Below are 12,149 nucleotides of genomic sequence, written 5' to 3' on the forward strand. Positions count from 1 at the left end.
TCGGCTTACTTCGGCTGCATGCGGATCGCGCCGTCCAGGCGGATCACTTCACCGTTGAGCATCGGATTGTCGAAGATCTGCTTCACGAGCATCGCGTATTCGTCCGGCTTGCCGAGCCGCGGCGGGAACGGGACCATCGCGCCGAGCGCATCCTGCACGTCCTGCGGCATGCCGAGCAGCATTGGCGTCTCGAAGATGCCCGGCGCAATCGTCATCACGCGTATGCCGCTCCTCGACAGATCGCGCGCGATGGGCAGCGTCATGCCGACGACCCCGCTTTTCGACGCCGCATAGGCCGCCTGGCCGATCTGCCCGTCATACGCCGCCACCGATGCCGTGTTCACGATCACGCCGCGCTCGCCCGCGCCGTTCGGCTCGTTCTTCGACATCACGTTGGCCGCGAGCCGGATCATGTTAAAGGTGCCGATCAGATTCACCGCGACGACCTTGCTGAACAGGTCGAGCGGATGAGGCCCGTCGCGTCCGACCGTCTTTGATGCCGGCGCGATGCCCGCGCAGTTCACGAGTCCGCGCAGCGTGCCGAGTTTCGTCGCGGCATCGACGGCTTGCTGCGCGTCGTTTTCCTGGCTCACGTCGCACTTCACGAATTCGCCGGCCAGTTCGCGCGCGAGGGCGACGCCCGCTTCCTCGTTCATGTCGGCAAGCACGACTTTGCCGCCGTTCGCCGCGACGAGACGCGCCGTGGCCGCGCCCAGGCCCGACGCGCCGCCGGTAATCAGAACGACGTTGTCTTTCATCTCCATGCTTCGTCTCCTTAGTAGCTATCGTGTCGAGTGTAGCGAATCGAGGCGTAAAAAAACCCGCTCGTTCTGAGCGGGTTTTCGATGGCTTGCGTGCGGCGTTTTACTTCAACGCATCGAACACGCGCGCGCGGATTTCATCGACGGAACCGAGGCCCGAAATCCTGCGATATTCCGGCGCCTTCAGCCCGTTCGACGGACCGGTCCTGGCCCAGTCGTTGTAATAGGCGATCAGCGGCTTGGTTTGCGCGTCGTACACGTCGAGACGCTTCTTCACGGTCTCTTCCTTGTCGTCCTCGCGCTGAATCAGCGGCTCGCCGGTGATGTCGTCGAGCATGTCGTTCTTCGGCGGATTGAACTTGACGTGATACGTACGGCCCGACGCCGAATGCACGCGGCGTCCGCTCATGCGGGCGATGATTTCATCGAATGGGACATCGATCTCGAGCACGAAGTCGATCACGACGCCGGCGTTTTTCATCGCTTCCGCTTGCGGAATGGTGCGCGGGAAACCGTCGAACAGATAGCCGTTCGCGCAGTCGCTTTCGAGCAGACGTTCCTTCACGAGATTGATGATGAGTTCGTCCGGCACCAGTTCACCCGCGTCCATGAAGCGCTTCGCCTCGACGCCGAGCGGCGAGCCCGCCTTGACGGCCGCGCGCAGCATGTCGCCGGTGGAAATCTGCGGGATGCCGAATTTTTCCTTGATGAAGTTTGCCTGGGTGCCCTTGCCCGCGCCGGGCGCGCCCAACAGGATCAAACGCATGGTGATATCTCCGAATCGTCTAGAAACCGCTCGACGCGAGCCCATGACATTCGCAGCCGACGCCCGTGCGGCGTCGACGACAGGGCGGCGCGGCCGATTCGAAAGGCGGCGCGGCACCCGCGGACAGCGGCGCAACGTTGAGCGTGGCGCTGACCGGGAGGCTCGCGCAATCGCTTGATTATGCCACGGCTCATTACGATCGCGGCCTTAATAGCGACTATGGAAACCGCTATGACGCCCGCCGCGCGGGCGTTTGGCGGGGTTTACACCGGTTGTGCGGCGCTTTCAGTTCGCGCCGGAGAAGAGCGCCTGAACGCGCGCAAGATCGGCGGGCGTATCGACGCCGGGCGGCGGCGCGTCATGCGTGACGCGGACCGCGATGCGTTCGCCGTGCCACATCGCACGCAGTTGTTCGAGCGCTTCGGCGGCTTCGATGGGCGCTTGCGCGAGCTTCGGGAAGCCGCGCAGGAACTTCGCGCGATAAGCGTATAGGCCAATATGTCGCAGCACGTTTTCGGAAACGGCTGGTTGCGCCGATAGCGCGGCGACGTCGGGCCATTGCGGCTGCCACGCGTCGCGGGCCCAGGGAATCGGTGCGCGCGAGAAGTAGAGCGCGACGCTCTTCGCATCGAGCACGACTTTCACGACGTTCGGGTTGAACACGTCGGCGGGATCGTGGATCGGATGCGCGGCGGTCGCGATCGCGCATTCGCCGTGCGCCGCGAGATGCGCGGCCATATCTCGCACGAGTTGCGGATCGACGAGCGGTTCGTCGCCCTGCACGTTGACGATGATCGCGTTATCGTCCCAGTTCAGGCGGGTGGCGACTTCGGCGAGGCGGTCGGTGCCGGTCGGATGATCTGCGCGCGTGAGCATCACTTCGATGCCGTGATCGCGCGCCGCTTCGACGACGCGGTCGGAATCCGTCGCGATGAGCACCTGGCTCGCGCCCGATTCGCGCGCACGCTCGGCGACGCGCACGACCATCGGCTTGCCGCCGAGATCGGCGAGCGGCTTGTTCGGCAACCGCGTGGACGCGAGGCGCGCGGGAATGACGGCGATGAACGGCACGGACATGGCGATGACCCGATGACTATTACGCGTCGCCGGCCGGCTTCAGCGGCTCGACGGGCGTGCCTTCGACGGTCTGGCGGGCTTCGTCGACGAGCATCACCGGAATACCGTCGCGGATCGGATAGGCGAGCTTGTCCGCGTTGCAGACGAGTTCCTGCGCCGCGCGGTCGTAGTTGAGCGGACCCTTGCAGATCGGGCAGACGAGGATTTCAAGCAGACGTGCGTCCACGGAGTTTCTCCACAACGAGAGCGATGAGGCGAGGCCTGAGCACGGCCTGCACGGGAACGACCCAGATGCGCGCATCGCGCCAGGCCCCGAATTTTACTGCATCCTTCTCGGTGATCAGGATCGCGTCGGCCTCGACGGCGGCGAACGGATTCTCGCGATACGAGTAGTGGTCCGGAAACGCGCGCGTCGCGGGCGCGATGCCCGCCGCGCGCAGCGTCGCGAAGAATCGCTCGGGCGAGCCGATGCCCGCTGCCGCGACCACTTTCTCGCCCGCAAAGGCGGCGAGCGGACGGCGCATCGCGGGGTCGTCGAGCAGCCACGCGTCACCCGATTCGAGTTCGAGCGCGAAGGTGTTCGGCCACGGCGGAAGCGTGCGTTCGTAGGGGCTGTTGATGAGCGTCGCATCGCGATGGCGCGACATCGGCTCGCGCAACGGCCCGGCCGGCAGCAGGAAGCCGTTGCCGCCCAGTCGGTCGTCGAATACGACGAGTTCGCACGCGCGCGCGAGGCGATAGTGCTGCAGGCCGTCGTCGCTGACGAGCACATCGACGTTGGGATTCGCTTGCAAAAGCGCTCGCGCCGCCGCGACGCGGTCCGGGCAGACGAACACCGGCGCATGCGTGCGCCTCGCGATCAGAAGCGGCTCGTCGCCGACCTCGGCAGCGGCGCTCGTCGGCGTCACGCTCGTCGCTTGCCGGACCTTCGCGCCGTATCCGCGCGAAACGACGCCCGGCTGGAAGCCCGCCGCCCGCAGCGCTTCGACGAGCGCGATCACCGTCGGCGTCTTGCCGGTCCCGCCGACGGTCACGTTACCGACGACGACCACCGGCACGCCGACATCGACACGCTTCATCCAGCCGAGCTCGTAGAACGCGCGGCGCGTCGCGGCGATTGCGCCGAAGATGCACGCGAAGGGCGTCAGCGCCCACGCGACCGGGCCGCGCCGGCGCCACTCGCGGGCCAGAAAGTTTTCGATCGGCGGCTTGAAGTCAGACATGGACCGCCCTTGCATCGGAATGCGGCAAAGACGTCGGATACGGCAGGGCGCGCAACGGCAACTCCTTCGATGTCGGTCTCTCGTTGAACGGTTGGACCGGCGCGGCTCGTCCAAAGGTCCAGCCAGAGGAGGGCGCGCCGGTGCACGAACCCGGCACTCTATCGCGCGAGCGGGCCGTGCGCCAGTCGCCGCTGCGCGCCAGCCGCCTGTGGATAACTCTGTGAAGAACTTGCGCCGGAAGACGCGCGAATCCGCTTCGGGCAAGAGTTGCTTCGGCGAAATTCTCCGGCCGTGAGATTTAATCCATTTGTATCAATCACTTGCGACGAACTCATCGGTCTCTCGCGGCGGTTGTGGGCGTAGTCCGGTAAGTCTTCCTGTGTGGACACTTGTTACACTCGCACGCATCTGTCCGGACGCCAGCCTCGGCCCGGCGCGTTTTTATCGACTTGCAGCCATGACTCCCGACTCTTTGCCGACGCAAGGCGGCGACGCTGTCATTCCCGTTTCCGTCCTCAATCGCGCAATCGGCACGATGCTCGAACGGTCTTTTCCGCTCGTATGGGTGTCGGGCGAAGTGTCGAACTTCACGCGGGCGGCAAGCGGCCACTGGTACTTCTCGATCAAGGATGCCAATGCGCAGATGCGCTGCGTGATGTTTCGCAGCCGCGCGCAGTACGCCGAATTCACCCCGCGCGAAGGCGACAAGATCGAAGTCCGCGCCCTCGTGACGATGTACGAACCGCGCGGCGAATTGCAGTTGAGCGTCGAAGCCGTGCGGCGAACCGGACAGGGCCGTCTCTACGAAGCGTTTCTGCGGCTCAAGGCGCAGCTCGAAAGCGAAGGACTCTTCGCCGCCGAGCGCAAGCGCAAGCTGCCGACGCATCCGCGCGGCATCGGCATCGTCACGTCGCTGCAGGCGGCCGCTTTGCGCGATGTGCTCACCACGCTCGCACGCCGCGCGCCGCATGTGCCGGTGATCGTGTATCCGGCGCCGGTGCAGGGCGCGGGCGTCGGCGCGAAGCTCGCGGCGATGGTCGAAGCCGCGAACGCTCGCCGTGAAGCCGATGCCATCGACGTGCTGATCGTGTGCCGTGGCGGCGGCTCCATCGAAGATCTGTGGGCGTTCAATGAAGAGGTGCTCGCGCGCGCGATTGCCGCAAGCAAGGTGCCGGTGGTGAGCGGCGTCGGTCACGAGACGGATTTCACGATCGCCGATTTCGCCGCCGATGTCCGCGCGCCCACGCCGACCGGCGCGGCGGAGCTCGTCAGCCCGCAGCGCGTGCTGCTGCTGCAGGAGCTGGATCATCGGCATGCGGCGCTCGCGCGCGGCTTCGGCCGGTCGATGGAACGCCGCGAGCAGCAGCTCGACTGGCTCGCGCGCCGGCTCGTGAGTCCGGCGGAGCGGCTTGCGCGGCAGCGCGTGCATCTGCGGCAGCTGGCGAGCCGGCTCGCTGCGGCGGGCGGACGCCCCGTGCGCGATGCCCGCGCGCATTTTGCGCTCATGCAGTATCGATGGGCGCGCCGTCGCCCGGATGTCGCTGCGCAAAGCGAGCATGTCTTGCGGCTGGCGGGGCGTCTCAAGAGCGCGAACGAGCGCCGTCGCGAGCGCGAGAAAGCGTGTTTGTCGGAACTGTCGGCGCGGCTGCAAGTGCTTAGTCCGCAGCGCACGCTCGAGCGCGGCTATGCCGCGTTGATCGATGCGCAAACCGGCCGCGCGCTGCGTGCGCCGAATGCGCTGAAGCCGAAGCGGCCGCTGACGGTGCACCTCGCGGAAGGATCGGCCGATGTCTTGCTCGCTGATGTCCAGCCGCGTCTGTCCGACGAATTCTGAAGCGGGCGCGGCGCATTTTTGACGTGCCGATGCCGATGTCGGCACATTGTCGCGAGCACTTCTTACGCTGCTTTTAGCGGTATGAAAGCGATCTTCCTCATAAAGGCGGGCGGTTTGCGGGGTTATCCCAACTCGCCTACAATCCATTGCTCCACTGCTTCACTCCTCACAGTCCCACAATTCACATAGAAAGGAAGCTCGCAATCATGGAACATACGCTCCCGCCGCTGCCGTTCGACAAGAACGCGCTCGCTCCGCACATGTCGGAAGAAACGCTCGAGTATCACTATGGCAAGCACCACCAGACCTATGTGACGAAGCTCAACGAGCTGATCAAGGGCACTGAATTCGAGAACCTGTCGCTCGAAGAGATCGTGAAGAAGTCGTCGGGCGGCGTGTTCAACAACTCGGCTCAGACGTGGAACCACACGTTCTTCTGGAACAGCCTGTCGCCGAACGGCGGCGGTGCTCCGACCGGCGCGCTGGCTGACGCGATCAACGCGAAGTACGGCTCGTTCGACAAGTTCAAGGAAGAGTTCGCGAAGGTCGCCGTGGGCACGTTCGGCTCGGGCTGGACCTGGCTCGTGAAGAAGACCGACGGCACGCTCGACATCGTTTCGACGAGCAACGCCGCCACGCCGCTGACCACCGACAGCAAGCCGCTCGTCACGCTGGACGTGTGGGAGCATGCGTACTACATCGACTATCGCAATGCGCGTCCGAAGTTCATCGAAGCATTCTGGAACATCGTGAACTGGGACTTCGCCGCGAAGAATTTCGGCGCCTGAGTTCGCTGCATCGTCGATGCACAACCGGCTTCGCGACGATGCCGGTCGATGCGAAAAAGCCCTCCGCGCGAGGGCTTTTTTGCGTCCGTTCGACGCGCGGCACGCTCCGGCCGAGCGATTAAAATAGCGTTCTCACGGGAACGCAATCGCATCATGAAACGCTTCGCAGCCTTATGCCTGACAGCCTGGCCGGCCGCGGCGCTGCTCTATTTCGGCCGGCATTCGGCCGCCTTTATCGTGCTGTCGGGCGTGCTCGTGCTGGCCGGGTTCGACCTGCTGCGGCCGGAGTCAAACGAGAGCGCGTAAGTCATCGCTTCTTCGCACCGCATGCGCCCGACATTGCTTCGGACAGCTTGCGTTGAGATCAACCCCGCCTCGGCGCGGCTTCCCAGTTGATATCGACGCACAGCACCTGCAAGCCAAACGGCGTCTGCGCTGCGATCGACGCCGTCACGCACAAGTGCGCCTCATTGATCGACAGGTACGGCGCCGTGAGATGCACACGCCCCGGCGCGCGCAGCGCCTCGATGAAGTACGGCCGGCGTTCCCAGCTCGCGCCTTCGGAATGCAGCAGCGGACTGAAGCGCTTCGCGCGTTGCGATGTCCGCACGACCGGCACGACGTTATCGCCGATCTGCCGCCCGGCGTGATCGAGCAGGAAGCAGCGCGCCGTATCGGCGAGTTGCAGCAATTCGCTCGTCGCGGCAATCAGCGTTTCGCCTTCCATCAGCTTGACGGCCGCACGCTCGAGCCCGCTTACGTACGGCTCGAGACGCGTCGCCTGTGCGCGCTCGCGAGCGACGACGCGTTCCCGCGATGCGGCCGACAGCGCGTCCATCGCGCTTGCCGCGACTTGCGGATGCACCGCCTCGACGCTCGGCTGCGCGAAGTACGCGCCCTGCACGAAATCGACGTTGCATTCGAGCGCGATCAACGCGTCGCGTTCGGTGGTGAGGCCGCCCATCAGCACCAGTTGCCCCGATTCATGCAGCAGCGACACGAGCCGCGGCAGCACGCGTTCGATATGCGAATGCTCGGTCGCCTGCTGAAGGATGCAGCGGTCGAGCGTCACGATATCGGGCCGCAGATGCCACACGCGATCGATATTCGAATGCTTCACGCCGAAGCCATCGAGCGCGATCAGGAAGCCGGACTTGCGCAGCGAATCGACGATGTCCGTGAAGCGCGTCGTCTCGCCGCCCGCCTGCTCGGGCACTTCGAGCACGACACGCTGCGGCGGCAAGCCGATGTCCTTGAGCGCGGCGAGGAGCGCGTCGCCATAGCTCGTGTCCATCAGCGCGGCGGGATGCAGGCTCAGGAAGAGCCATTCGTCGTGGCTATCGAACGCGTTGAAGTTGCCCAGATGGAGCGATTCCGCGAGCCGCCCGAGTTCGAGCAGATCGCCGCGCCGCGCCGCCTGCGTGAACACTTCATGCGACGGCACATGGCGATGCGCTTCATCGCGCGCGCGCAGCGACGCGTGATAACCGATCGCCCGCCTGTGCGACACGGAGAACACCGGCTGAAACACGCTGAAGACCGTGTATTCGCCGTACAGCACCGTGCGACGCGAACCGTCGTCGCCTGCAACCGGGCGCGGCGGCTGGAAGCGGGGAGGGTCGATATCAACCATGCTCATGGTCTGGGCGTGCGCGAAAATCGGCTTATTGAGATAACGGCAGTCTACAAGATCGGGCGTTCGACCGTTCGAGCAAAAAACATGCAAATCGCTCGAACCGCCTGTTTGATGCGCAGGCGATGAACGGGGTGTCAAGCGAGCGTCGCGTCGCGGTGCGGCCGGCACCGGCGCGGTGCGCGGCGCACCTTCAGTTCGATTCCGACGGGTCCGGCTTCCTCGCCGTGCCACGCACTTCCGGCGCGAGCTGCCCGAAGATCCACGCGGTCGCCGCCGTGATCACGCCGACGCAGAGAAACGTCGCGTGGAAGGCGGGCAGGGAGTTCGTCTCGGTGACGCGCGGCAGAAGCCCCGTGAACGTCGACAGTATCGCGCCGGCGACGGTCACGCCGAGACTCATCGACAACATCTGCACGAGCGAGAACAGGCTGTTGCCGCTGCTCGCGCCGCCGGTGCCGAGGTCTTTCAGCGTGAGCGTGTTCATCGCGGTGAACTGCATCGAATTGACGGCGCCGAAGACGGCCAGTTGCGCGACGCGCAGCCAGAGCGGCTGATGTGTGCTCGTCAGCGCGAAACTCGCCATCATCAGGCCGACGAGCACCGTGTTCACCACCAGCACCGGCCGATAACCGAAGCGCTCGATCAGCCGCGTCACGAGCCGCTTGCTCAGCATGCCGGCGGCGGCGACGGGCAGCATCATCAGACCGGCCTGGAACGCGGTATAGCCGAGGCTCACTTGGAGCAGCAGCGGAATCAGATAAGGCATCGCGCCGCTGCCGATGCGCGCGAACAGGTTGCCCAGCAAGCCGACGCTGAACGTGTGGATCTTGAAGAGATCGAGCGAGAAGATCGGCTGCGGGACGCGCGTCGCGTGCAGGCCATAAGCGATGAAGCAGCCGAAGCTCAATATCAGCAGCACGAGCACGATGGCGTGTTGCAGGCCGAGATCGGCGAGGCCATCGAGCGAGATGGTCAGCGCGACCATGCCGACCGCGAGCAGCAGATAGCCCGCGAGATCGAAGCGCGGCGTCGCGGGATTGCGGCTGTCGGGCATATACATGTTCGTCGCGATGCAGCCGACGATGCCCACCGGCACGTTGATCAGAAAGATCCAGTGCCATGACGCGATCTGCACGAGCCAGCCGCCGAGCGTCGGTCCGATGAGCGGCCCGATCAGCCCGGGAATCGCGACGAACGCGAGTGCGGACAGATAGCGTTCGGCCGGGAACACGCGCAGCACGGCGAGCCGTCCGACGGGCAGCAGCATGGCGCCGCCCACGCCCTGCACGACGCGATAGGCGACGAGCGCCTGCAGCGATTGCGCATTCGCGCACAGCAGCGAGCCGATGGTGAACACGAGGATCGCGCTGAAGAACACGCGCTTGGTGCCGAGCTTGTCCGCGAGCCAGCCGGATACGGGAATCATCATCGCCATCGTGAGCGAGTACGCGATCACGACGCCCTGCATGCGCAGCGGCGCTTCGCCGAGACTTCTGGCCATCGCGGGCAGCGCGGTGTTGACGATGGTCGAATCGAGCGTCTGCATGAAGAAGCCCGTCGCCACGAGCCACAGCATGATGGAGAGCGATCGATCGTCTGGCTGCGCTGTGGCGGTATCGGTCATGGGCGGGCGGCGTTATTTGCGCAGTTCGGCGACGAAGTCGTAATAGTCGTTGCGACAGTACGTATCGGTGAGCTCGATGGCGCGCTGATCCGCGGTATAGCCGACGCGCGTGATCAGCAAGAGCGCGTCGTGTGGCGCGATGCTCATCTGTTCAGCAATCTCCGGACTCGCGTTGACCGCGCGAAAGTGCTGAAGCGCGCGAACGATCGACAGGCCGCGCGTATCGAGATAACTGTAGAGCGAATCGCCGATGGAAAGCGGATCGGGGACGAGCGAGGCGGGGAAGGTGGAGTTCTCGACGGCCATGACGGTGTCGTCGGCGAGACGCAGGCGCTTGAGGCGCGTGACGGCGGCGGAGGGCGACAGCCCGAGCTGAATGACTTCTTCGCGGTTGGCCGGCTCGATGGTGCGCGATAGCCACTTGGAACTCGGTTGAAATCCGCGTCGCCGAAGCATTTCGGAAAAGCTCGACAGACGCGAGAGCGGGTCTTCATAACGCGGCTTGATGAAGCTGCCCGCGCCTTGTTCGCGGCGAATCAGCCCTTGTTCGACGAGCAGCGCGATGGCTTTTCTCGACGTGATCCGCGACACCCCGAGCGCCTCGGACAGCACGCGCTCCGAGGGCAACGCTTCGCCGGCGTTCCAGCGGTTCTCGTGAATGGCGTTGGCGAGCTTGCGGGCGAGTTGGAGGTAAAGCGGCGTGTCGCTGTCCGGGTCCGGGCGCAAGTCGCGCCAGCGGTCTTCTGCGGTCGAGTTCATAAATCGGACGCTGAGGGCTAAGCGGGGATTTTAAGACAAACGGTGGAGACGAAGGGGCGGGCACTTTCGCGGTCTGTCGACGGATGCGTGCGACACGCGCATCGGCGAGAAGAGTGGCGCCAGCAACATGCAGGCGCGTTTGCGATGCTGTCAGGAGTGAGCGCGCAGCACAGCTGGCCGAATGAATACCAGTCGACCGAGGAGGACATCGCCGGTTATCGCGATGCCCGGTGCAGAAAGCCGGTGATGATCCCATTTGCACAGAGCACGTGATCGGGGTGATTCACGGGTGCGCGGCAGTCACATCGACGGTAGCGCGTCGCCAATGAAAATCAAGCCCTGGCCGCCCCGCCGACACCTCGCCCCGCCCGCATATACAGCGCGGCCGACAACGCCACCGCCATCGCCGCCGCGACGGCCGCGAACAGGAACACCGACCCATACCCGAACTCGCCCGCCACATATCCGGCGAGCGGCCCGGTCAATCCGAGCGACAAGTCAAGGAACACGGAGTAAGCCGACAGCGCCGCGCCCCGGCTCGCGGGCGGCACGAGGCTGACCGCTTCGACGCCCAGCGCCGGGAACACGAGCGCGAAGCCGCATCCCGTCAACGCCGCGCCCGCCAGCGCGAACGTCGGGTCCGCCGACAGCCACAGCATCAAGAGCCCCGCGCATTCGAGCGCGAACGATACGATCGCCACCCGGAACCCGCCGTACGATTTGATCGTGTTCGCGAACAGCAGCCGGGCGCCGACGAACGTCGTGCCGAACACCGTCAGCGACAGCGCCGCATTCGGCCAGTGATGCGCCGCGTAGAACAGCGTGATGAACGTCGCGATCGACCCGAATCCCGCCGATCCCAGCGCGAGCCCGAACCCGTACGGCAGCACGCGGAAGAAGACGCTGCGATACGACATCCGCTCGCCATGCACGACCGGCACGCTCGCCATGCGCGTCGCGAGCCAGTAGCCGAGAGCGCCGAGCGCAATCACGATCAGCGCAAGCGCGCCGAAGCCCAGCGAATGATCGATGGCGACGCCGAGCGGCGCACCGATCGCCAGCGCACCATAAGTGGCGATGCCGTTCCACGAAATCACCTTCGCGTTGTTCGCGACCCCCACGCGCCCGATGCCCCACGTGATCGATCCCGTCCCGACCCAGCTTTCGCCGAAGCCCAGCACGAGCCGCGCGATCACCAGCAGCACGAGACTCACCGCATGCCATTGCGCCGCGAGCGCCGAGCCGAGCAACAGGACGCCGCTTGCCGCGCATGCCGCCAGCCCGTAGAGGACCGTCTTCTTCGGCCCGAGCGTGTCGGCGGTGCGGCCCGCGAGCGGCCGGGACACGAGAGTCGCGAAGTACTGCACGCTGATCGCCGCGCCCGCCATCACCGAGCCATAGCCGAGGTCCGTATGCACGAAGCCGGGCAGCACCGCGAGCGGAATGCCGATCGTCAGATAGCAAAGAAACGTGTACAGCACGACCGAAACGATTCGGAGGGTGACCGCCAGATCGCTTTGCGGGGCGGCAGCAGTGCAGGAGTCGGAGGACATAGGGAAAACGCGGGGTTGAACTCGGCGGGAAGGCGTGATTCTCCCATATGTTGCGGCGCAACGTCGCGCCGCTTTTGTAACCGTCCAGTCCAAATCTTCATCGCGGACGCTCGTGCGGATTTCGCTCG

12 protein-coding genes are annotated in these 12,149 nt (G+C 65.2%); 3 read left to right on the forward strand and 9 right to left on the reverse strand.

The annotated features are described in order from the left end of the window. Window positions 1–5: 5 nt before the first annotated feature. From P9220_RS06850 to lpxK, 5 genes are all read right to left on the reverse strand, one after another. Window positions 6–764: a 3-hydroxyacyl-CoA dehydrogenase gene (locus P9220_RS06850; RefSeq protein WP_309764157.1), complete on the reverse strand. Its 759-nt coding sequence runs from the start codon at window positions 762–764 to the stop codon at window positions 6–8. Between the two features lie 100 nt (window positions 765–864). Beyond that, entirely contained in the window at window positions 865–1,527 is a 663-nt protein-coding gene (gene adk, locus P9220_RS06855) for an adenylate kinase (protein ID WP_309764158.1), read from the reverse strand. Between the two features lie 285 nt (window positions 1,528–1,812). Next, window positions 1,813–2,604 carry a 3-deoxy-manno-octulosonate cytidylyltransferase gene (gene kdsB, locus P9220_RS06860; protein ID WP_309764159.1) on the reverse strand — a complete coding sequence of 264 codons (792 nt, stop codon included), beginning with the start codon at window positions 2,602–2,604 and terminating at the stop codon, window positions 1,813–1,815. A 19-nt stretch (window positions 2,605–2,623) separates the two neighbouring features. Beyond that, entirely contained in the window at window positions 2,624–2,830 is a 207-nt protein-coding gene (locus tag P9220_RS06865) for a Trm112 family protein (RefSeq protein ID WP_309764160.1), read from the reverse strand. After that, a complete protein-coding gene (gene lpxK / locus P9220_RS06870; RefSeq protein ID WP_309764161.1) occupies window positions 2,811–3,827 on the reverse strand; it encodes a tetraacyldisaccharide 4'-kinase in 1,017 nt (338 codons plus the stop codon). The genes P9220_RS06865 and lpxK overlap by 20 nt, the downstream gene beginning before the upstream one ends. 457 nt (window positions 3,828–4,284) lie before the next feature. On the opposite strand from lpxK, the gene xseA reads away from it, so the two are divergent. The 3 genes from xseA to P9220_RS06885 all read left to right on the forward strand — a co-directional run bounded on the left by xseA (window position 4,285) and on the right by P9220_RS06885 (window position 6,755). Further along, complete coding sequence (gene xseA / locus P9220_RS06875; RefSeq protein WP_309764162.1) at window positions 4,285–5,661, forward strand: exodeoxyribonuclease VII large subunit; 1,377 nt, start codon at window positions 4,285–4,287, stop codon at window positions 5,659–5,661. 206 nt (window positions 5,662–5,867) lie between these two features. Next, a complete protein-coding gene (locus P9220_RS06880; protein ID WP_309764163.1) occupies window positions 5,868–6,449 on the forward strand; it encodes a Fe-Mn family superoxide dismutase in 582 nt (193 codons plus the stop codon). 153 nt (window positions 6,450–6,602) lie between these two features. Next, window positions 6,603–6,755, forward strand: coding sequence for a hypothetical protein (locus P9220_RS06885; protein WP_309764164.1), 153 nt, complete (start codon window positions 6,603–6,605; stop codon window positions 6,753–6,755). A 58-nt stretch (window positions 6,756–6,813) separates the two neighbouring features. Here P9220_RS06885 and P9220_RS06890 read toward each other — a convergent pair whose 3' ends face one another. The 4 genes from P9220_RS06890 to P9220_RS06905 all read right to left on the reverse strand — a co-directional run bounded on the left by P9220_RS06890 (window position 6,814) and on the right by P9220_RS06905 (window position 12,021). Next, a complete protein-coding gene (locus tag P9220_RS06890) occupies window positions 6,814–8,088 on the reverse strand; it encodes an EAL domain-containing protein (RefSeq protein WP_309764165.1) in 1,275 nt (424 codons plus the stop codon). A 187-nt stretch (window positions 8,089–8,275) separates the two neighbouring features. After that, window positions 8,276–9,709 (reverse strand): multidrug transporter subunit MdtD, encoded by a 1,434-nt coding sequence (gene mdtD / locus P9220_RS06895; protein WP_309764166.1) that lies wholly within the window; start codon window positions 9,707–9,709, stop codon window positions 8,276–8,278. 12 nt (window positions 9,710–9,721) lie between these two features. Then, a complete protein-coding gene (locus tag P9220_RS06900; protein WP_309764167.1) occupies window positions 9,722–10,468 on the reverse strand; it encodes a GntR family transcriptional regulator in 747 nt (248 codons plus the stop codon). Window positions 10,469–10,800: 332 nt separating this feature from the next. Continuing rightward, window positions 10,801–12,021 carry an MFS transporter gene (locus P9220_RS06905; protein WP_309764169.1) on the reverse strand — a complete coding sequence of 407 codons (1,221 nt, stop codon included), beginning with the start codon at window positions 12,019–12,021 and terminating at the stop codon, window positions 10,801–10,803. Window positions 12,022–12,149: the final 128 nt, after the last annotated feature.

The organism is Caballeronia sp. LZ016, assembly GCF_031450805.1.
Classification (GTDB): domain Bacteria; phylum Pseudomonadota; class Gammaproteobacteria; order Burkholderiales; family Burkholderiaceae; genus Caballeronia.

Bases quoted from the DNA above. Each gene is read 5' to 3' on its own strand.
- mdtD (WP_309764166.1), bottom strand. From the start codon at position 9,709: ATGACCGATACCGCCACAGCGCAGCCAGACGATCGATCGCTCTCCATC.
- P9220_RS06905 (WP_309764169.1), bottom strand. From the start codon at position 12,021: ATGTCCTCCGACTCCTGCACTGCTGCCGCCCCGCAAAGCGATCTGGCG.
- lpxK (WP_309764161.1), bottom strand. From the start codon at position 3,827: ATGTCTGACTTCAAGCCGCCGATCGAAAACTTTCTGGCCCGCGAGTGG.
- P9220_RS06890 (WP_309764165.1), bottom strand. From the start codon at position 8,088: ATGAGCATGGTTGATATCGACCCTCCCCGCTTCCAGCCGCCGCGCCCG.
- kdsB (WP_309764159.1), bottom strand. From the start codon at position 2,604: ATGTCCGTGCCGTTCATCGCCGTCATTCCCGCGCGCCTCGCGTCCACG.
- P9220_RS06880 (WP_309764163.1), top strand. From the start codon at position 5,868: ATGGAACATACGCTCCCGCCGCTGCCGTTCGACAAGAACGCGCTCGCT.
- adk (WP_309764158.1), bottom strand. From the start codon at position 1,527: ATGCGTTTGATCCTGTTGGGCGCGCCCGGCGCGGGCAAGGGCACCCAG.
- P9220_RS06885 (WP_309764164.1), top strand. From the start codon at position 6,603: ATGAAACGCTTCGCAGCCTTATGCCTGACAGCCTGGCCGGCCGCGGCG.
- P9220_RS06900 (WP_309764167.1), bottom strand. From the start codon at position 10,468: ATGAACTCGACCGCAGAAGACCGCTGGCGCGACTTGCGCCCGGACCCG.
- P9220_RS06850 (WP_309764157.1), bottom strand. From the start codon at position 764: ATGGAGATGAAAGACAACGTCGTTCTGATTACCGGCGGCGCGTCGGGC.
- xseA (WP_309764162.1), top strand. From the start codon at position 4,285: ATGACTCCCGACTCTTTGCCGACGCAAGGCGGCGACGCTGTCATTCCC.